17 protein-coding genes are annotated in these 19,207 nt (G+C 65.2%); 4 read left to right on the plus strand and 13 right to left on the minus strand.

Features of this window, described 5'->3' with window-relative positions; all coding sequences use genetic code 11:
• Positions 1 to 41 precede the first annotated feature (41 nt).
• Positions 42 to 641 carry a CoA pyrophosphatase gene (locus JET17_RS21190; protein ID WP_012315980.1) on the minus strand — a complete coding sequence of 200 codons (600 nt, stop codon included), beginning with the start codon at positions 639 to 641 and terminating at the stop codon, positions 42 to 44.
• 126 nt (positions 642 to 767) lie between these two features.
• Between JET17_RS21190 and JET17_RS21195 the strand changes: the two genes are divergently transcribed.
• The 4 genes from JET17_RS21195 (at position 768) to JET17_RS21210 (ending at position 8,286) form a co-directional block, all read left to right on the plus strand.
• Positions 768 to 1,319: an NUDIX hydrolase gene (locus JET17_RS21195; RefSeq protein WP_012315981.1), complete on the plus strand. Its 552-nt coding sequence runs from the start codon at positions 768 to 770 to the stop codon at positions 1,317 to 1,319.
• Positions 1,320 to 1,337: 18 nt separating this feature from the next.
• Positions 1,338 to 1,892 carry a L,D-transpeptidase family protein gene (locus JET17_RS21200; protein ID WP_012315982.1) on the plus strand — a complete coding sequence of 185 codons (555 nt, stop codon included), beginning with the start codon at positions 1,338 to 1,340 and terminating at the stop codon, positions 1,890 to 1,892.
• A 160-nt stretch (positions 1,893 to 2,052) separates the two neighbouring features.
• Positions 2,053 to 3,732, plus strand: a complete 1,680-nt coding sequence (locus JET17_RS21205) for a ShlB/FhaC/HecB family hemolysin secretion/activation protein (RefSeq protein WP_012315983.1) — start codon at positions 2,053 to 2,055, stop codon at positions 3,730 to 3,732.
• Between the two features lie 27 nt (positions 3,733 to 3,759).
• Positions 3,760 to 8,286, plus strand: coding sequence for a hemagglutinin repeat-containing protein (locus JET17_RS21210; protein ID WP_012315984.1), 4,527 nt, complete (start codon positions 3,760 to 3,762; stop codon positions 8,284 to 8,286).
• Between the two features lie 61 nt (positions 8,287 to 8,347).
• Here the strand turns inward: JET17_RS21210 and JET17_RS21215 are convergent, their stop codons facing one another.
• Genes JET17_RS21215 through JET17_RS21270 form a run of 12 tightly spaced genes read right to left on the minus strand, consistent with a single transcriptional unit; the run spans position 8,348 to position 18,990 of the window.
• Positions 8,348 to 9,007: a type II secretion system protein N gene (locus JET17_RS21215; RefSeq protein WP_012315985.1), complete on the minus strand. Its 660-nt coding sequence runs from the start codon at positions 9,005 to 9,007 to the stop codon at positions 8,348 to 8,350.
• A complete protein-coding gene (gspM, locus tag JET17_RS21220; RefSeq protein ID WP_012315986.1) occupies positions 9,004 to 9,390 on the minus strand; it encodes a type II secretion system protein GspM in 387 nt (128 codons plus the stop codon). The genes JET17_RS21215 and gspM overlap by 4 nt, the downstream gene beginning before the upstream one ends.
• On the minus strand, positions 9,387 to 10,475 hold the full coding sequence (locus JET17_RS21225; protein WP_012315987.1) for a GspL/Epsl periplasmic domain-containing protein: 1,089 nt from the start codon (positions 10,473 to 10,475) through the stop codon (positions 9,387 to 9,389). The genes gspM and JET17_RS21225 overlap by 4 nt, the downstream gene beginning before the upstream one ends.
• Positions 10,472 to 11,062 carry a type II secretion system protein gene (locus JET17_RS21230; RefSeq protein ID WP_012315988.1) on the minus strand — a complete coding sequence of 197 codons (591 nt, stop codon included), beginning with the start codon at positions 11,060 to 11,062 and terminating at the stop codon, positions 10,472 to 10,474. Before JET17_RS21230 ends, JET17_RS21225 begins: the two co-directional genes overlap by 4 nt.
• The gene (locus JET17_RS21235; protein ID WP_012315989.1) at positions 11,059 to 11,427 is read right to left on the minus strand and encodes a type II secretion system protein GspI; all 369 of its coding nucleotides are present in this window, start codon (positions 11,425 to 11,427) and stop codon (positions 11,059 to 11,061) included. Before JET17_RS21235 ends, JET17_RS21230 begins: the two co-directional genes overlap by 4 nt.
• Positions 11,424 to 11,861 carry a type II secretion system minor pseudopilin GspH gene (gspH, locus tag JET17_RS21240; RefSeq protein ID WP_012315990.1) on the minus strand — a complete coding sequence of 146 codons (438 nt, stop codon included), beginning with the start codon at positions 11,859 to 11,861 and terminating at the stop codon, positions 11,424 to 11,426. The genes JET17_RS21235 and gspH overlap by 4 nt, the downstream gene beginning before the upstream one ends.
• Positions 11,862 to 11,864: 3 nt before the next feature.
• Positions 11,865 to 12,299 carry a type II secretion system major pseudopilin GspG gene (gene gspG, locus JET17_RS21245; protein WP_012315991.1) on the minus strand — a complete coding sequence of 145 codons (435 nt, stop codon included), beginning with the start codon at positions 12,297 to 12,299 and terminating at the stop codon, positions 11,865 to 11,867.
• Positions 12,300 to 12,317: 18 nt separating this feature from the next.
• A complete protein-coding gene (gene gspF / locus JET17_RS21250) occupies positions 12,318 to 13,520 on the minus strand; it encodes a type II secretion system inner membrane protein GspF (RefSeq protein ID WP_012315992.1) in 1,203 nt (400 codons plus the stop codon).
• A gap of 3 nt (positions 13,521 to 13,523) precedes the next feature.
• On the minus strand, positions 13,524 to 14,972 hold the full coding sequence (locus tag JET17_RS21255) for a GspE/PulE family protein (protein WP_012315993.1): 1,449 nt from the start codon (positions 14,970 to 14,972) through the stop codon (positions 13,524 to 13,526).
• A complete protein-coding gene (gene gspD / locus JET17_RS21260; RefSeq protein WP_039601474.1) occupies positions 14,972 to 16,906 on the minus strand; it encodes a type II secretion system secretin GspD in 1,935 nt (644 codons plus the stop codon). The genes JET17_RS21255 and gspD overlap by 1 nt, the downstream gene beginning before the upstream one ends.
• Positions 16,907 to 16,927: 21 nt before the next feature.
• Positions 16,928 to 17,353 carry a pilus assembly protein PilZ gene (locus JET17_RS21265; protein WP_012315995.1) on the minus strand — a complete coding sequence of 142 codons (426 nt, stop codon included), beginning with the start codon at positions 17,351 to 17,353 and terminating at the stop codon, positions 16,928 to 16,930.
• Entirely contained in the window at positions 17,350 to 18,990 is a 1,641-nt protein-coding gene (locus tag JET17_RS21270) for a hypothetical protein (protein ID WP_012315996.1), read from the minus strand. The genes JET17_RS21265 and JET17_RS21270 overlap by 4 nt, the downstream gene beginning before the upstream one ends.
• Positions 18,991 to 19,207 lie beyond the last annotated feature (217 nt).

The raw sequence follows: 19,207 nt of genomic DNA on the forward strand, positions 1-19,207 counted from the left end.
TCTCGCTCCTCAGGTATCAGCGGCGACGGGATGGGCCCCGTTCAGATCTCTATATAACGCTCGGGGGGCTGATGCAGGCTGATGCCTGCGTCGTACAGCAAATTGACCAGCTCGACGATCATGATCGCCGACAGCCCCCAGATCTTGTATTCGCCATAACGATAGCTGGGCACATACCAACTGCGGCCCTGGTAATCGATACGGTGGGTGTGATCGCGCGGGTCCTGGCGGAAAAATTCGAGCGGCACGCTGAATACTGCCGCGATCTCCGCATCATTGGCGCGGTATTCGACGAAATCAGGGATCACCCCGACGAATGGCGTCACTTTCAGCCCGTGCAGGGAAATCAGCGGGCTCAGGGGACCAAGTACTTCCACCAGGCCGGGCGGCAGGCCGATCTCTTCTTCTGCCTCGCGCAGCGCGGTGAATACCAGGTCGGGGTCTTCCGGGTCGCGCCGGCCACCGGGGAAGGCGACTTCGCCGCCGTGGGTGGAAAGGCCCTTGGCACGCAGGGTCAAGACCAGCTCGGGCGCTTCGCTGCGGGTAATGGGCAAAAGGACCGCCGCCTCGGGGAACCGTCGGTCGGTTTCCAGTGAAGCTGGTTGGTGGTTGCTCATTCGGCGAAGTAGCTCGTCCAGCATTGCGCACTCTCGTTTCCAAGGCCTGCCCTGCATGATGCACCAAAGCCGCGAAGCACCCAAGCCCTGTACGCTTGCGGCAGGCATGCCTGGCGCGCCAAGATAGCCTGGGCTCAAGGGAAGAACAGCATGAAATTCTGCAGCGCGTGCGGCCAGCCGGTCATTCAGCGGATCCCCGAAGGCGACAGCCGCCTGCGGTTTGTCTGCAATCATTGCCAGACCATTCACTACCAGAACCCGAACATAGTTGCCGGGGTGCTGCCGGTCTGGGGCAGCCAGGTGCTGCTGTGCCGGCGAGCCATCGAGCCCCGCCGCGGCTTCTGGACCTTACCCGCCGGCTTCATGGAGAACGGCGAAACACTGGACCAGGCCGCTCGCCGTGAAACTGTCGAAGAAGCCTGCGCCCGGGTCGGCCCGATGGCCCTGTACCAGTTGTTCGACCTGCCGCACATCAACCAGGTACATGTGTTCTTCCGCGCCGAACTGGCCGACCTGGACTTCGACATCGGCGTCGAAAGCCTGGAAGTGCGGCTGTTCGACGAACACGAGATTCCGTGGGGCGAGCTGGCTTTCCGGACCGTCACACGCACACTAGAATGCTATTATCGCGACCGCATCGGGCAGCATTACCCCATAGGCCATGAGTACCTGCCACCGATGAACGTTTCGCCCACCACTTAAGCTTGCAGGTACCGCTTCATGCGCTGGTTGTTCGCCCTTTTCTGCCTTTGCGTTACCTCGGTGTCCCAGGCGGCCTTTACCGAGACCATCATTCGCAAGCCACAGCCGCCTTTGCCGGCACAGTCGCAATCGCAGGCAGCCATGCAGCCACTGATCGACAAGGTGCTGGTGATCAAGTCTGAGCGCCGCCTGCAGTTGATCAGCCGTGGCGAACCGCTGAAAACCTACCGTATCTCGCTGGGCAAGCAACCCAAGGGCGCCAAGCAGCGCGAAGGCGACAAAAAAACTCCCGAGGGCCTGTACTGGCTGGACTGGCGCAAGCAAAGCGACCGTTTCAACCTGTCCATGCACATCACCTACCCGAATATCAGCGATGCCGCCCGAGCCACACGCGAGGGCTGGAGTGCCGGCAGTATGATCATGATCCACGGCACCCCGATCAACGACGAGTATCCCGAATGGTATTTCCATACGCTTGACTGGACCGACGGCTGTATCGCCATGCGCAACTCGGACATGCGCGAGGTCTGGGACCTGGTGCCAGACGGAACATTGATCGAGATTCGGCCCTGATAGTCCGGCATTCCAATTGAGGCTGTAGGAACCTTCTCACTTCAATTAAGCATTTGCCCTACTGCCATGTAGGCAGCAGACTGCATCCAATCGACTGGCAGAGTTTTTAGCATCCACGCAAACGAGTACGCAGGCCGTACGCCATTTGCGGGGTTATCCCATGCCAGCCCGATACCGCCACATCGCCAGCAGGCTGCTGGCCTGCTGTATGACGAGTTTGCTGGCTATGCCGCAGGCATTGGCGGACGACCCTGCCAGCCTGCAACTGCGTGATCAACAGCGAACATTGCGCCAGCTCGAGCTGCAACAGCGGCTGCAGCGCTGGCAGCGCCATCCAGCGGCGCAAAACAGCGACGCCCCCTCGCCGAACCCACCCAGCGACAGCCGCTGCTGGGAGATCACCGGCGTTCGCCTGGCCGGCAACCGACAGCTTTCGGCACAGGCGCTTGAACCAGCCATCCAGACGCTGATAAAGCCCTGCATGGGCATCGCCGACATCAACCGCGTGCTCAAGGCCATCACCCAGCGCTACGTGCACGCCGGTTATCCGGCCAGCCGCCCCTATCTGCGGCAAGCGCCAGAGCATGACGCGCCGCTGGACATCGTCATCATCGAAGGCTTCGTCGAGTCGATCGAGCTTGCTGCCGAGCTGCCGCTCTCCCTGAACAGCGCATTCCCCCACCTGCTGGGCAAACCCCTGTACCTGCCAGACCTTGAACAGGGGCTGGACCAGCTCAACCGCCTGCGGGCCTACGAGCTCAGTGTCGACCTGTTGCCAGGCGAACTGCAGGGCGGCACCCGGGTACTGCTGCAGCCTCGCCAAGTGGATTCCCGTTGGCACCTGGACAGCCGCTTCGATAACCGGGGCAGCCCGCTGACCGGGCGTAACCGCCTGAACCTCGGCATCGGTGTGGACAGCCCCTCGGGCCTGAACGACGACCTGCGCCTGTCACTTTCGACAACGGTCATCGATGCTCCGGGGCGCAGCCAGGGCGTCACCCTCTACTACAGCATCCCCTACGGCCCATGGACTTTCGCGCTCAATGTCGGCCTGCTGCGCTACAACGCGCCGATTCCGCAGGGGCGGCACGACAGCAACGGCAACAGCAGCTACCAGAGCGTCAGCGCCGAGCGCATGCTCTGGCGCAACCAGCACGGCATGCTCAGCGCCAGCGCCCGGCTGGACCGCAAACAACTGATCAACCGCGCCGGCTCTGCAGTCATTGGCCTGCAGAGCCCCACCCTGACTACCGTGGAGGCCGGGCTCAACCTGCTCTGGCTTGACCACGGCCTGTGGAACGCCTACATCGGCGTCGCCCAAGGCACTCACTGGCTGGGCGCCGAGCAACCCGCTCAGCACGCAGCTGCGCCGCAGCCCGACTTTCGAAAATACCGCGCCAGCCTGCTGCACCTACGCCAGGGGCCAGCGAACTGGCCGTGGCGCTGGCAAAGCGAACTCGGCCTGCAGTACAGCACCAATGTCTTGCCGGCCGTCGAGCAAATGTTGTTGAGCGACGATTCGGCGGTGCGTGGCTTTCGCCTGCGTACCTACAGTGGCGCCAGCGCCGCCGCCTGGCGCAATACCTTCAGCCAACCGCTGCCACTGCCCTGGACTACACCGGTTACGGTGCGCCCCTACCTGGGCCTGGACCTGGGCTGGGAACGGCTGGCGCAAGGCGCCTCGCCGCGCCGGCTGGCAGGAGCCACGGCGGGTATCGAAGTGAACCTGCCGCACAGCCGCCTGCGCCTGGACTATCAGCGCGCCCTCTATGCCAGCGACCTGCAGCGCCCGATGCTCGAACCCGGATTCTGGGTACTTGAGTGGGCCCTGAACATCTGATTCACCCACAACAAAGAGAACGAGAACATGCAGACACTCTCGCAGATACCCGCTATCCGCCCCGATACCTTGCGCTGGGCCATTTTCCTCGCCCTGCTCGCCTCCACCAGCGCGCTGGCCGAACACGGCCTGGAGGCGGCCACCGGCCCTGGGGGTACGCCGCTCATCAACAACAAGCATGGCGTACCTGTTATCGACATCGTCGCGCCCAACGCCAGCGGCCTATCGCACAACCAGTTCCTCGACTACAACGTCGCCCGCCCCGGCGTGGTACTGAACAACGCTCTCCAGGCCGGGCAGTCGCAACTGGCCGGCGCACTGGCGGCCAACCCCCAGTTCCAGGGCCACGCGGCCTCGACCATCCTCAACGAGGTGATCAGCCGCAACGCCTCGCTGATCGAAGGCCCACAGGAGATCTTCGGCCGCCCGGCCGACTACATCCTGGCCAACCCGAACGGCATCACCCTCAATGGCGGGAGCTTCATCAACACCACCCGTGCCGGTTTCCTGGTCGGTACACCGGAGCTGCAGGACGAACAGCTCAAACACCTCAACACCCTCAATGCCAGTGGCACCCTGCAAGTGCTCACAGGCGGCCAGCACAATGCCGAGGGCGCGCTGGACCTGATCGCGCCGAAGCTCGACAGCAAGGGCGTGCTGTCGGCCAGTGGCGATCTCACTGTGGCCGTTGGCCGCAACCGCATGCGTCACGACGACGGGCAGGTCATCGAGCATCTGCCGGGCACACCGTCCAGCATCGACGCCAACCTGTTCGGCGCCATGCGCGCAGGGCGCATTCGTGTGGTCAGCACTGCCGAGGGTGCGGGGGTGCGGGTGGGGCCGGTGCAGATCAAGGCCGACCAAGGCATCACCCTTCAATCTGCCGGCGCACTGCAGGTCAGCGGCCATGCAGACCTGCCTGGTGAACTGATCACCGACCACGGCGCATTGCAACTCACTGCTGCCGATGACCTGCGCCTTGGCGCCGTCGATGGCAAAGCCGAACGTATCGAAATAAAGGCCGGCAAGAAGCTCACCCTGGACGCTGAAAGCCGCCAGAACATCGCCCGCGAGCAGGAGAGCTGGAACAAAAAGTTCCTGTTCGTCACCCGCGAGACCTACCAGCGCGAACGTACCGCCACCGACCTCAACTTGCGCGGTACGCAGCTGCAAGCCAGTGACAGCGTGCTGTTGCAGTCCGGCGCCGACATGCACCTGTTAGCAGCCAATGTGGATGCGGGCGGCGACCTGACACTCAACAGCGCTGCCAACCTGGATATCAGTGCAGGCACCAACAGCCAACGTATCGAGGAGCAGGTACGCCACCGCAAAGACCTGTGGCGAGGCGACAGTGATACCAACCAGTACAAGGAATCGGCACAAGGCAGCACGCTCAATGCCGCGCGCATGACGGTCAAGGCCAATGACAGGCTCACCGTGCAAGGCAGCAAGCTGCACAGCCGCGCCGGCCTGGACATCAACGCCAGGAACGTCGAAATCGGCACAACGGCGCTGCAGGAACAGGGCACACGCCGCAACTACCGTGGCGACCTGGTATCGGGCACCTTCTTTGGTGACCGCAAAGGCAACGAAACCCAAGGACAACGCGTAGCCGGCAGCGCCGTCACAGCCGATGGCAAGCTGAACGTTGCGGCCGAACAGTTGAGCATCAAGGGCAGCACCGTCCACGGCGCCCAAGACGCGGTGTTGTACAGCGAAAAAGGCGCCCTGGCGATCGAGGCTGACCACGGCAACACTATTGCCACCGAGCGCGACAGCAGCAGCAAGCTGTTCGGCCTCTTCGGCAACGATCGCGAGGGCACGCAACGCAAGCAGCAAGTGCTGAGCAGTGACGTCAGCTCTGCCAGCAACCTGCGGCTGGCCAGTGCTGAAGAATTGCGTATCCAGGGTTCGAAGGTGACGGCCGGCGGGCATCTGCAGGTCGAGGCCAAGGGTGACTTGTTGATCGGTAGCACGCAGTCAAGCGATGAAAGCGAAACACGCAGCCAGCAGCGCGGTTTCACGGCCAGCGCCAAACAGACCCAAGAAGCCGAAGACGGCAAGCCCGAGTCGCGCCAGTACGCCGCCGGCGTTGCTTACGAGGTGGTCACCAGCACAGGCCAACAACGCGAAACGTCGCAGGTGGCCAGCGAATTGAAGGGCGCTACGGTTGGCCTGAACAGCGGCGCGCAGCTTCAAGTCAACGGCTCCAGCGTACAGGCCAGTGCAGGCGACCTGGACGTGCAGGGCAAACAGGTGAGCCTTGGCGACACACGCAACGAGCGCGTGTCATCCAGCAGCTCTACCCACAGCGGCGGTGGCCTGACGGTGACCGGCGGTATGGATCGGCTGGGCAGCCTGTTCGAAGGCCATCACAACAACGAAGTCATCACCGAACGCGACAGCAAAACGCAACGCACCGGGTTGCAGGCCAGCGGCGACCTGAAGATCAGCGCCGACGAGTTGATCACCGAAGCTGCACGCGTCAACGCAGGCAACACCCTTCAGGTCACTGCCAAGCGCATCGAGAACCGTGCCGTGCAGGACACCCATGAACGTGAAGTGCAGCGCAATGACTGGTCCGGCAGCATCGGCGCCAGCCTGGAGTACCGTGACGTGACCCGGCCGATCGAACGCTTGGTACAGGGCGAAGAAGCGGCCCGCTTCCAGCAAGCCTCGCCCGAAGACGCACTGGTGGCACCGAGCGTTGGCGGCGACATGACCCTCGACCACCTCAAGCGCTTGGAAAACCAGCGCCGCGGCTTTGCCCAGGTGAGCGAACTGGCAGGGGGGCTCGTGAAGGTCAAGGCCGATACCCTCGATGACCAAGGCACCGCCTGGCGTGCCAACGCCGGCGCCCTGCAGGTCAACGCGCAGCAGCACCACCTGCGCGCCGCCGAAAACACACGGGAAGATAGCCTGCAGCGCCTGGCCTACGGTGGTGACCTGCGCGTGGATACCAGTTCGGGGAGCGACCTGAACGTCCGCGCTTCCGGCAAGGGCGGCTCGCAAGACAAACAGGAGGCCGCCAGCATTGCAGTGCCAGGCAGCCTGTACGGGCAACAGGGTATCCAGGTCCAGTTGGGCAGCGATGGCCACTACGAAGGCACGCACATCGATGGCGGTGAAGGCGATGTGCTGATCCACAGTGCCGGTACGCTGTCACTGACCCAGGCCACCGACCACAACCAACAGCGCGCACGCCAGCTCGATGGCAACGCCTGGGCCAAGGTCGGCAACCGCCCGGGCAGCACTGGCGTCGACGCCCGAGGCTATCTCGACCATGCCCAGCAACAGGCTACGCAAACCAATGCCCAGGTGGCGCAGATCGACGCCAAAGGTGAAGTGCGCCTGACCAGCGGGGGCGACATGCTGCTCGAAGGCACGCGTATTGGCAGCCGCGAGGCCAAGGTTGGCGATACGCTCCTGCAAAGCGATGGCCGCCTGCAGGTCAAAGCTGCGAGCAATACCCGGCAGGACACTGGCGGGAACCAGGGTGGCGGCCTGGAGCTGGCCGTGAAGACCGGCACCACCCAAGGTGGCGCCATCGGGGGCCATTTCAACCATGGCAAGAAGAACGAGGATGCCCGCCAGGCCATCGATGCGCAGTTCCAAAGCGCGGGCAAATTGACCCTCGACAGCGGCACCCGCGAGGATATCGCCGTGCATCTGCAGGGCCTGCAGGCATCGGCCGAACACATCGGCATCAATGCCGCCAAGGGCGGCGTGCTGATCGAAGCGTCATCCAATGTCGAGCGGCGCGACAACTTGGGCATTACCGCCGGCGCCGGCTTCAACACATCCAAGGGCGGCACCGACACCCTGGGGCTGCACGGCCGTGCCCAGGTCAATCTCGACAAGCGCGACAACCTCATCTGGAACGCCGGCAACCTGCGCGCCGAAGGTATCGACCTGAAAAGCCGCGGCGACACCCGCATCGAAGGCGTGAGCCTGGAGGCCGGGCACATCAACGGCGCAATCGACGGCGATCTGCACATCACCAGCCGCAAGGACACCGTCGATACCCTGACCGTAAAAGGTGATGCACGGCTGAGCAAAGAGAAAAACCCGCAAGGCTATGTGAACGCTGCCACGGCCGTCGCGGGGCCGCTGGGAAGCAAGGTCAGCGAAAAAGCAGGTTCCGCCCTGGCCAAGGCCGACCCGGGCGTTTCGCCAACCTTCAGCCTCGATGTGTCGCATGTTCAGCGTGATGGCGTAGCCCGGCAGACGACGCTCAAGGGCAGCGATGGGGTAGACCTGACGGTTGGCGGTGACGCTCACCTGACGGGCGCCCGCCTGCAATCGGCCAAGGGTGAGGTAAAACTCACCGCCAACGCGGTGACCAAGGAAACGCTGAGCGGTAATGATTACCGCCGGGATGTGTCGATCGATGCGTCGAATTCGCCGGTAGACCTGGGTACCGCCATCGCCCAGATCAGCAAAGGCAAAGGTGCCGCAGACGGCGAGAATGCACTGGACCTTGGCTTACTACGCACCAGTGGGCATAGCCGAAGTGAGCAGTGGGCATCGGGGGTTGAAGGGAAAGTCAACTGATCCAGAGGCCCTGTCGTCGGCAAACCGGCGATAGGGCCATGAACCGCACGTTAACCGCTGCTTACCAACGCCACTCCCGCTGCCCCGTCAGCGCCTGCGGCCCCACCAGCCGAGCAGCGCGCAGCAGCGGTGTAAGCGCAGCGTCCGGCTGCATTTCGGCCGCCACCACTGCGTGGCGCCCCAGAAGGTCTGCATTCAGCGCCAAACGATGCTCACGCTGTTGTATCAGCTGCCCATGCAGGCGCAAGCCTGTGCGGCAATCCATTTCTACCCAGCCCTGCCCCAACCCCAGCGACCAAGGTTCGCTCAAGGCGAGGTCGGTGACCGTGATGCGCCCTTCGCTGGTACGGCACTGACGCCCCGCTCCTTGCAGGCGCAGCGTGCCCTGCCACTGCCCGGCCAGCCGATAGGCCGTTTGCACACTCGCCTGGTGATCCTGTGCGGTAACGTCCAACTGCCAGCGCCAAGGCCAGCCTTCAGCGTGCAACTGCCAGCCCTGGCCCTGAAACCCCAGCTGTGCGTTGGCCTGCAAGCGCCAAGGCTGCAAGGCCCAGCGCACGGGCCCGACAGGCCCGAACTGCTGCGCCTGCCCCTGCCACAGGCTGCCGCTGACCGCATGCATCGGCAGGCCCAAGCCCAGTGCAACCCAGGACGCCGGCAACTGCACCAGCAAAGTCAGGCTGAACACCAGCCCGGCCCACAGCAGCCCACGGCGGCTCATGGCTGCACCACCAGGTCGAAACGCAGGCCCTTGGCATCCTGCTCCAGGGCCCACTGCAGCGGTTGTGCACCCTCTGCGCGCAAGGCCTGCAGCCAACGCTGCAAAACCTGCTCATCGGCCACCTGGCCGCGCAGTTGCCACACCTTGCCTTGCGCCTCGACCTCGGCAACTTCGATCCGCCGCGCCTGGGCAGACTGACGCAGCCGCTCCAGGTTCACGCCTGGCCCACTGTGGAAGGCGGCGGCCTGCACTGCCAGCCCATGCCACTGGCTGAGCTCACGCCATTGCGACACGCCTTGGCGCAGTGCCAGAAACGCCAGCAGAAAGCCGACCAGGCACCATGCGAGCAACAATCGATGACGCTGAAACCACTCTCGGGTCATGTTGGCGCTCCCAGATCGAAAACCACGTGTGCCGATGGCGCAGCACTCAGTACCTGCACCGCCGCTCCGGCGGCGTTTGCCATTTCGTGCCAGGGTGGCTCGCCCCCCTCGCCCTGCAGGCGCAGGTGCCAGCGCTGGCCGTCGAAGCGCACTGCTTGCAGGCGCCAGCCTGGGTGCTCATGCAGCCAGACCTGCAGGCGTGCCTGCAGGTCTTGAAGCTGGCGTTGCCGCAGTTGCTGTTGCAGTTCGCTTTCGCGCAGGCGCTTGAGAGCCTGCGCCGCTTGCCGAGGGCTGGCCTGGGTGCCGGTCACGGCCAGCACCTGCGTGCGCCAGGTTTGCACCTGCCGCCATTGCTGGCCCGCCCATAGCCCGCACCACACCACGGCCAGCACCAAACAGACGACAACCAGCCGGCGCGGCAGGGCCGGCACATGGGGCGCAGAGCGGGCCTGACGGGTTCGCTCGAACAGGCTTGGCAGCGTGTCGAGCGGCGCCAGCGTACCCGGCCAGCGCCCGACCTGGGTGGTTTTGCGCAGGCTACCCCAGGGCTGTTGCGGTACCTCACCCAGCGCTTCAGGCCAGGCCAGCCAATGGGTATGCCCCTCTTCGCTGCGCCCTAGGTACAGGCACAAGCCAGGCGCACGTTGCCACTGCCAGCCCGTCCCGGGCTCAGGCGTGGGCAACAATTGGAACTCGGCCCAGCAGCGCTCGATCTGCAGCCCCCATGCGCTGCACTGCCCACGCCATTCGTCCAGCGCCTGGCGCGCTACCGCCAACAGGCGCAACTGCCCTGCCTGGCGAACGAGGCAAGCGCACTGCACCTGTTCAGCGTTCTGCAGCAAGTGGTCTTCCAGCAGGAGGGGCCACTCGTCACGCTTGAGACCTGGCGGAGCAGCCAGCTCAAACTGGCTGCACCGCTCGCCCGGAATGATCAGCGCTACCTGTGCATTCAGGTTCGCCGGAGGCTCGCCCTGGCCTTCCCGTTGGGCCACACCATCTGCGATCAGCAGCCAGTCCCAGACCACGCCCGGGCGCAGCAGCAACCAAGGTCGCGCCGGCGCACGTCGCCACCATTCAAGCTTCATGAACGCCCCCAAGGGAGCGTGAAGGTGCAGACATAGGGGGCTCCATTACGCTGCAGTTGCACGCGCACACCACGGCCGGGGTGCGCAGGTTGGTCGGAAGGCCAGGGCAGCCATCGGCCTCCCTGGTGATAAAGAACATTCAGCGCACTGACCTGCTCCAGCTGCTCGCGCATGACCCAACGGGGTTCGCTGGCGGCGTACAGGTCTGCCGAGGTTTCCAACGTCAGGCGTTGTTCGCGCGCGTCGAAACGCAGGCGCTGGCGCTGCAGCCGTGAGCCACCCTCGGCCTCTGGCACAGCCGTGGCTGCCACCCACAGCAACTGCTGGCGATCGGGCTGCCAGTCGAGCCAGCGGCTCGCCAGTGGCAGGCGTTGCTCATACACCCGGCGCAATACCGGGCTGTCGAAACGCCGCTCCAAGGCCAGGCAGAACTCCAGCACACTGTTCTCCTGGCGGGTCACCTGCAGCCGCTCGCGGACCTTGAGCCAGCCATTGACCAGCGCCGCGAGCATGACCCCAAGCAGCGCGGTCAAGGCCATGGCCACCATCAGTTCGATCAGGGTCAAGCCAGCCTGGCGCCGCTTCATGGACGCTCCAGAAAAACCGTGTACTGGCCCAACGGCAGGCGCTGATCGCGGTCGGCATACAGTTGCATCTCGCCGCGACGCAGGTCGCGCACTCCGGTACGGCGCAGCTGCATCTGCCAGTGGCACGCCTGCCCGCCCTGGTTCAGCACCCCACTGGGCTGGTTGCTTGCCGGCCAGTACCGTTCCACGGCGAAGCGTGCCTGCAACTCGCGAGCGCACAGCACGCCAAGCCGATGCTGTTGCACGCTGTCCTGCACTGCCAGGCGCTGGCGCAGCACCTGGCTGGTGATCACTGCCAGCACAGCAGCAATCGCCAGGGCCACGGTCACCTCCAGCAGGGTGAAGCCCTGTTGCTTGCGCTTCATGGTGACACCCCCACACGAAGCTGGCCGTCACGCCCCCACGCCCAGCGCTGGCTGCCACCTGCCCAGTGCCAGCGCACCGAACCCGGTTGCGCCCACCCTTGCGGCGTGAACTGCAGATGCGGCTGCAGGCTGGCGGGCCAGTCGGGGCGCAGCCCTTTGGGCCAATCCCCAAAGCTGACCGGTTCGGCAACCCAGCCCTCGCGCTCACGCCGCACGAACTCCGGGCGCTGGCCGGTCCAGCGCAGCCCGCGCAATTGCCCGGCATGCCGGGCCAGTGCCGCCTGGGTGTGGACGTGCGCCGCCAGCCGCTGCAACGCCTGATCGACGCTGGCCTTGCCGCTGTCCAGCCAAGCCACAGCAAGCCCGGTCATAAGGCCGGCGATGGCCAGCACCACCAGCAATTCGAGCAGGCTGAAACCGCGCTGCAGGCGCATCGCTCACAGCGCCCAGTTACCCAGGTCGGCGTCCTGGCCTTCGCCGCCCGGCACACCATCGGCACCCAACGAATACACATCGACCCGGCCATGCTCGCCAGGCATGCGGTACTGGTAAGGGGTGCCCCACGGGTCCTCCGGCAGGCGGCGTACATAACCATCGCTGCGCCAGGCACGCGGCAGCGGCTCCTGGGCCGGTTTTTTCACCAGCGCAGCCAGGCCTTGCTCATTACTGGGAAAGCGCAGGTTGTCCAGCCGGTACATGTCCAGTGCCTGCTCGAGCGTGCTCAGGTCGGCCATGACCTTCTGCCGCATGGCCTTGTCCTGGTTGCCGAGCACGCTGGGCGCGACCACGGCAATCAGCAGGCCGATGATGAAAATCACCACCATGATTTCCATCAGGGTGAAGCCGTGTTGGCGCTTGCGTCGATGCTGCATGGGGTTGCTCCTTGTCATCTACAGTTGCAGGCCCTGGTTGAGTTGCATGATCGGCAGCAGCACCGCCAGCACGATGAACAGCACTACGGCGCCCATCACCAGGATCATCAGGGGTTCGAAAAGCGCCATGGCCGTATCCACCTGGCGCGCAAAGCCACGCTCCTGGTCGTCGGCCACGCGCTCGAGCATGTCGGCCAGGGTGCCGCTGGCCTCGCCACTGCCGACCATGTTCACCAGCAACGGCGGGAACTGCTGGCAACCATCCAGCGCCCTGTGCAGGCTGGTGCCGCCCTGCACCTGCTGGCGCACCTGCTCCATGGCCAGGCGAATGCGCCGGTTGCCGACGGTTTCAGTGGCCACCTGCAAGGCTTCGAGCAAGGCAACACCGCTGCTGGTGAGGATCGCCAGGCTGCGCGCCAGGCGGGCACTCTCCAGCACCTGCAACAGGCCCCCCACGCGCGGCAGGCGCAACAGCAGGTCGTCGCGGCGCAGGCACCAGTGCGGCTTGCGCAGCAACCAGCTGGCCAGCAGCGACGTCAGGATCGCCAGCCCCAGCAACCAGGGACCGGCGTGCACCAAGCCTTGGCTCAGGCCGATAAGTAATGAGGTGATCAGCGGCAGGCTCTGCCCGGCATGGGCAAACTGTTCGGTGAGCTTGGGTACGACGAAGGTCATCAGGCCGATCACCACCGCCAGTGACACGCCCATCAGCACGCAGGGGTAGATCAGTGCCGTGCGCGCCTTGTGCTGCTGGCGCTGCACCTGTTCCAGGTGGTCTGCCAGCCGGGTAAGCACCTGGGCCAACCGCCCGGAGCGCTCACCGGCTTCGACCAGCGCGCAGTACAGGCCGGTGAAAGGCGCGCCCTGGCGGGCCAGGCTGCGGGCCAGGCCCAGGCCCTCGGCGAGCGAGCCACGCAGAGCCACCAGCACCCCGTGCAGGGCTGGCTGGCGCAACTGGCGCTCAAGCGTCGCCAAGGCATCGACCAGCGGGATGCCCGCGCCGGTCAAAGTCGCCAGCTGGCGTGTCAGCTCACACAGCTGGGCACGGCTCAAGCGTTGTCGGCGAGGCTGCCGGGCACCGCTTTCGAAGCGCTGCAACTGGCGAGGGAACAGCCCCTGCTCGCGCAGCAACTGACGTGCGTGGCGTTCGGTATCGGCTTGCAGGCTGGCTTTGTGGGTCTTGCCGGCCAGATCAACGGCCTGGTAGCGAAAGGTCGGCATGGGTCAGCCCTGCACCACACGCAATACTTCAGCCAGGCTGGTCTCGCCGCGGGCCAGGCAATCACTGGCCATCGCCACCAGGCTCTGGCGGCGCTCGGCCAGGTACTCCTGCATGGCCAGTTCACTGGCGCCGTCATACAGCAGGCCGATCAGGCCGGCGTCGAGTTCGACGAATTCGTACAGGCCCAAACGACCGATATAGCCAGTGCCCTGGCACTGCTCGCAGCCCACCGCGTGGTAGCTGCTGCCCAGCGCCGCCAGCTCAGGCCACAGCGCCCGTTCGGCCGGCTGCAGTGGCTGCGCCACCGCGCAATGGCACAGCCGTCGCACCAGGCGCTGGGCCAGCACGCCACGCAGGCATGAGGCGATCAGGAACGGCTCGATGCCCATGTCGCGCAAGCGGGTGACCGCGCCCACTGCGCTGTTGGTGTGCAACGTCGACAGTACCAAGTGGCCGGTGAGGCTGGCCTGCACGGCGATCTGCGCAGTTTCCTGGTCGCGGATTTCGCCGAGCATGATCACGTCCGGGTCCTGGCGCAGGATGGCGCGCAAGCCAGTGGCAAAGGTCAGCCCGGCGCGCGGATTGATGGCCGTCTGGCCAATGCCGGCGATGGCGTATTCCACCGGGTCCTCCACGGTGAGAATGTTGCGGCTGCCATCATTGAGGCTGTTGAGGCTGGCGTACAGGGTGGTGGTCTTGCCCGAGCCGGTCGGCCCGGTGGACAGCACGATGCCGTTGGGCCTTGTCAGGCAGCTGCGCAGGCCGTGCAGCACTGCCGGGGGCATGCCCAGGTTGCCCAGTGCCAGCAAGCTGGCCTGCTTGTCGAGCACGCGCATCACCACGCGCTCGCCATGGATACCGGGCAAGGTCGAGACGCGCACGTCCACCTCACGCCCGGCGGCGCGCAAGGTGATGCGACCGTCCTGGGGCTGGCGCTTCTCGGCGATGTCCAGGCGCGCCATGACCTTGATCCGCGACACCAGCATGGCCGACAACGCGCGCGGCGGGCGCAACACCTCACGCAGGTGGCCGTCGACACGCAGGCGCACCACCAGGCTCTGCTCAAAGGTCTCGATATGAATGTCCGAAGCGCGCAGGCGCAGGGCCTGGCCGAACAGGCCGTTGATCAGGCGGATCACCGGGGCTTCATCATCGCTTTCGAGCAGGTCCTCGATGCGCGGCATTTCGCTCATCAGGCTGTCCAGATCAACCTGTTCGCCAATGCCTTCGATCAGTGCTTCGGTGGCAGCATCCCCGGCCTGATACAACTGGCCGAGGCGTTCGTCGAACGCCGCAGCTTCCAGGTAGTGCAGTGCCACGGGCTGGCCATGCACACGCAGCAGTTCCTGCAGTTGGTTACTGTCGGCATCGCGGCGCAGCCACAACTGCCAGCCGGTATCCGCCGGGGCCATGGCCAGCCCGGCCTGACGCGCAAGGCGATAGGGCAGCATCACCAGTCACCCCCGTCCAGGCGCGCGCGGCTGGCCGGGAATACCCGCAGCAGCTGGCCGTCCTGCGCAAGGCCTGGCAGCTTGAGCGGCGTGGTCTGCTGCAAGGTGCGGTACTTGTCTTCGCTCAAACCCGCCAGGCTCGGCCCGTCACGCAGGATGCGCGGGCGGATGAAGACCATCAGGTTCTGCTTGGTGTTCTTGCTGGCCTCGGAACGGAACAGCCGGCCCAGCCCCGGAATATCCCCGAGAAACGGTACGCGTTGATCGCTGGTGCTCAGCTCATCGCTGATCAGGCCGCCAAGAATCACCAGGCCATTGTCTTCGACCATGACCTTGGTCTTGATCTCGCGCTTGTTGGTGATCACATCGCTGGCGGCGCTGGAGTCGGCGATCGACGAGACTTCCTGAACGATATCCAGGCGTACGCTGTTGTCGATGTTGATCTGCGGCTTGATGCGCAGCTTCACCCCGACTTCCTTGCGCTCGATGGTCTGGTAGGGGTTGGCGTTGTTCTGCGTCACGGAGCCGGTGACGAAGGGCACTTCCTGGCCGACCAGGATCGATGCCTCGGCGTTGTCCAGGGTCAGCAGGGTCGGCGTGGACAGCAGGTTGAAGCCGCTTTTGCCCTTCAGTGCGTTGATCAGCATGGCGAAGTTGAAGCCACCGCCGAAGTGGCCGATGCCGGCAGTCACGCCTGTCGTGGCCGACAGCAGGTCGCCCAGCGCTTCGTTGTCGCCGCTGGCCGCGGCGCCCGCGATGTTGGCGATGTTCACCCCGTTGCTGCCGAAGTTGACGATGCCGGCGCCGAACTTTTCGTCGGCGAACAGCCACTGCACGCCAAGCTCCTGGGCGCGGCTGTCGGACACTTCGGCGATGATGGCCTCGACCACTACCTGGGCGCGGCGGATGTCCAGCTGCTCGACGATGGAGCGGTAGGCGGCCAGCTCGCTGTCGGGGCCGACCATGACCACGGCGTTGGTGCCCTCCTCGTACTCCAGGCGTATGCCCGAATCGCTGGCGGCGGCCATCACCGGCTTGTCCTTGGCCTCGCCTTCGCCTGCGCCCTCGCTGGGCACACCGCCTTCCTGGCTCAGCCCGCGCAGCACCTTCACCACTTCGCCAGCATTGGCATGGCGCAGGTAGATCACCTGCGTGTTGCTGCTGTGCCGGTTCTCACTGGGCTGATCGAGCTGGCCCAACAGGGCTCGCACACGGTCGGTGCTGCCACGTACCAGCAAGGCATTGCTACGCGGGTCAGCCACCACCTGGGTGCTGTCGGCGCCCTGCTCTCGGGCCAACAGGCGGGTCAGCAGCTGCGCGGTATCGGCGGCGCTGGCATGGCGCAGGGGCATGACCTTCAAGGGTTCGTCACTGACCTGGTCAAGCTGGCGCAACAGGCTGTCGATGCGTTCGAGGTTGCTGCGCCAATCGGTGACCACCAGCAGGTTGGCCGCAGGATAAGGGGTGATCACACCGACACGGGGGTCGATCAGCGGCTTGAGAATACCGAGCATCTGCTCGCTGGCGGCGTTACGCACATTGAATACGCGGGTGGCCACACCATCACTGCCTTCGCCGTGCTTGCCGGCGGCTTCCACCGGCACCGGTTCAAGGCGCGCGGCCTGGTCGGGGACGATCTTCACACTGCCATTGGGCAGATCGACCGCGGCATAGCCTTGGGCACGCAGCTGGGCTAGAAAGATGTCGTAGATGGCATCGGCATCGTGGCGGTCGACGGTACGCACCGTGACCTTGCCTTTGACCCGCGGGTCGACGATGAAGGTGGTGCCGGTGATGCGCGACACGCTGTCGATGAATTCGCCCAGCTCGGTGTCGACGAAGTTCACCTCGTAAAGGGGGGTGCCGTTGTCATCGAAGGTTTCCGGCTCCTCTGCCCAGGCCGCAGCAAGGGCCAGGGTCAAGGCAGCCGCCACGCAATATTTCACCAGCATCGTTCATCCTTGCCGCTTGAAGCCGGTCACGGCGGGGCGTGGCGGCCAGGGCAAGCGTTCGCGCCGCCCCTGGTTGTCGAAAATCAGGCCATCGGCGTCGATGTCCTGCAATACGATCCCCGGTGCCAGGCGCTGGCCACGGCCCAAGGTACGCACCTGCTGGCCGTAGCGCAGCACCACGACGCTGGCAGACAACGGCTGAGCCTTGAGGCCGCCGAGGTACTGCAATGGCAAACGGGTGAGCGCAATCGAGCCATCGTCGCCCGGGGCCTGCCAATGGCCGACCAGCAACCCCGGCAGCGGGGCGTCGACGGCAACCGGGGCGCTGGCCGGTTGCGGCTGGCGCGCCAGTTGCAAAACGCATTGGGCGGCAAGCCACCCGGCCAGCGTCAGCAGGCCACCGGTCATCAGGCGAGCGGCGAGTGTCATGACATCAACTGCCGTGGGTGCCAGCCTGGGTGGCCTTGCACATAGCGCACCTCCGGTACTTGCAAGGCCGCCAGTTGCCAACCCGGCCGCTGTCGCCCGAGCCAGGCCTCGACCCGCTGCCACAACGGCTCACCGGCTTGGGGCTCGAATTGCAGACCAAAGGTGCGGCACAGGCCCTGAACCGGATCCAGGCCAGTGATGCGCTTGCCTTGCGGGCTGTAGCTCACCCGCCAGGCCTGGCCCTGCCAGCGTGGCAGGTCCTGGCTGTTGTCCAGCAGCAAGGGGTCACCGAACAGTTGCTCGGCCGCGTTTTCCAGCACCTGCTCGACCTGCCGGGCCGGCGCCTCGACCACCGGTGCCGGGTAGCCGCCGGTGAGGCTGATCAGGTGCTCGCGCGTGATGGCCTCGCCAGCGGCCAATGGGTAGTCATAGCGCAGGCCCGGCAACAGCACCGGCATGCTGCTGTCATCGGCCAGGGCCTGGTGCAGCAAACGGTCCCAACTACCGCCACGCGTGTCGCGACGCCACAGCGCCTGTGGCGCAACCGCCAGCGGCTGGTCGAGCCACGCTGCATGGCCTGCGCGCTGCTGGCGCAACTCGGCCTGCAACTGGTTGGCGCGCAACTGCGCTGCGGGTGAGAGTTGCTGGGCCAATGCCGGAAAGAAGCGCCCATCGAACTGCCATTGCCCGGCGACCTGTTGGCAACGCAGGCGAAACGCACCACTGCCCCGGCAACCGGCAAACAACACCGGTATGCGGCGGCCGCTGGCCTGGGTTGCCTGCACAGGTGTGGGCCACAGGTCCTGGCCACGCGCGCAGAGCAGCACGTCGATCTGCGCCACGCGCTCGGCCAGCCACAGGCCCGGGCCGGTGCCGACATCCGCCAGCGCCACCACCAGGTCCGCTTCGCGGCGGGCCTGCTCGAAGGTCGGCAGCAGCGATTGGTACCACTGTTTGAGAGAGGCTTTCTGGTCCTGGGCGTAAGGGTCGGTGACGCCCACCACGGCGATGCGTGCACCGCCGCGCTCGAACACGTGCAGAGGCTCCAGGCCCAAGGTTTTGCGTTGTTCGTCGGCAATACCCGCAGCAAGCGTCATCGCTGAAGACTGGTGGTAAAGGGCAGCACTGCGCTGTGGCCAAAGCACGCGTTCATCACTGCTCACACGGGCTTCGCTGCCCAACAGTTGGCTGCCCTGCACACCGCTCTCGCCCTGGGTCAAATAGGCCAGGCCACTGCCGTTCCAGCCCTGGCCGTTTTCGAGAGTCAGGCTATTGCCCGGCCCCACCTCGGCGCGCAGTTGTTCCAACAGGGCCGCGAGCACGGCATAACCACCCAGCTGCACGCCGGCCGCCTGGCTGGCATCGAGCAAGGGCGCGAGTTGAGGGTGCGCCACGCTGGCGCTGGCGCCGGTCATCCAGGGAGCCCGGCCCAAGTGGCTGACCGGGCCCAGGCGGGTTGACGGCACCACGGGCTGGCCGGGCTGGCGCGCATCGAGGGTGTCGGCGACGTACAACAGGTCCAGGCTGGCATTGCCGCCGCGCTGGCCCGGGAATGCAGAACAGGCACCGAGCAACGGTGCCAGGGCACCGACACCCATCCATCTGATCATTTCGCGCCTGTACACACTGCTTGCCATCGGGCCCGCCATCCTTATCCGAGTTCTCTTTGGGCCCCGGATGTTGCGGCGTTGGCATTACAGTTTGATGGCAGAAATCCGACAACCATTCCAGATTGTTCTGTCTGGCACAGCGATAAGAACTTAATGTTTTAAAGCGACGTTAATATTTCTGCCAAAGAATCATCATCTTTGCGCACTAAAGTCGCGGTTTCTTCCAACTCAGCCAATACAAGGA

The sequence above is a fragment of the Pseudomonas putida genome (assembly GCF_016406145.1).
GTDB classification, from domain to species: domain Bacteria; phylum Pseudomonadota; class Gammaproteobacteria; order Pseudomonadales; family Pseudomonadaceae; genus Aquipseudomonas; species Aquipseudomonas putida_E.

What these genes read in the sequence shown, in the direction of transcription:
- JET17_RS21190 (WP_012315980.1), bottom strand. Translation starts at nt 641, where the DNA reads ATGCTGGACGAGCTACTTCGCCGAATGAGCAACCACCAACCAGCTTCA.
- JET17_RS21195 (WP_012315981.1), top strand. Translation starts at nt 768, where the DNA reads ATGAAATTCTGCAGCGCGTGCGGCCAGCCGGTCATTCAGCGGATCCCC.
- JET17_RS21200 (WP_012315982.1), top strand. Translation starts at nt 1,338, where the DNA reads ATGCGCTGGTTGTTCGCCCTTTTCTGCCTTTGCGTTACCTCGGTGTCC.
- JET17_RS21205 (WP_012315983.1), top strand. Translation starts at nt 2,053, where the DNA reads ATGCCAGCCCGATACCGCCACATCGCCAGCAGGCTGCTGGCCTGCTGT.
- JET17_RS21210 (WP_012315984.1), top strand. Translation starts at nt 3,760, where the DNA reads ATGCAGACACTCTCGCAGATACCCGCTATCCGCCCCGATACCTTGCGC.
- JET17_RS21215 (WP_012315985.1), bottom strand. Translation starts at nt 9,007, where the DNA reads ATGAGCCGCCGTGGGCTGCTGTGGGCCGGGCTGGTGTTCAGCCTGACT.
- gspM (WP_012315986.1), bottom strand. Translation starts at nt 9,390, where the DNA reads ATGACCCGAGAGTGGTTTCAGCGTCATCGATTGTTGCTCGCATGGTGC.
- JET17_RS21225 (WP_012315987.1), bottom strand. Translation starts at nt 10,475, where the DNA reads ATGAAGCTTGAATGGTGGCGACGTGCGCCGGCGCGACCTTGGTTGCTG.
- JET17_RS21230 (WP_012315988.1), bottom strand. Translation starts at nt 11,062, where the DNA reads ATGAAGCGGCGCCAGGCTGGCTTGACCCTGATCGAACTGATGGTGGCC.
- JET17_RS21235 (WP_012315989.1), bottom strand. Translation starts at nt 11,427, where the DNA reads ATGAAGCGCAAGCAACAGGGCTTCACCCTGCTGGAGGTGACCGTGGCC.
- gspH (WP_012315990.1), bottom strand. Translation starts at nt 11,861, where the DNA reads ATGCGCCTGCAGCGCGGTTTCAGCCTGCTCGAATTGCTGGTGGTGCTG.
- gspG (WP_012315991.1), bottom strand. Translation starts at nt 12,299, where the DNA reads ATGCAGCATCGACGCAAGCGCCAACACGGCTTCACCCTGATGGAAATC.
- gspF (WP_012315992.1), bottom strand. Translation starts at nt 13,520, where the DNA reads ATGCCGACCTTTCGCTACCAGGCCGTTGATCTGGCCGGCAAGACCCAC.
- JET17_RS21255 (WP_012315993.1), bottom strand. Translation starts at nt 14,972, where the DNA reads ATGCTGCCCTATCGCCTTGCGCGTCAGGCCGGGCTGGCCATGGCCCCG.
- JET17_RS21265 (WP_012315995.1), bottom strand. Translation starts at nt 17,353, where the DNA reads ATGACACTCGCCGCTCGCCTGATGACCGGTGGCCTGCTGACGCTGGCC.
- JET17_RS21270 (WP_012315996.1), bottom strand. Translation starts at nt 18,990, where the DNA reads ATGGCAAGCAGTGTGTACAGGCGCGAAATGATCAGATGGATGGGTGTC.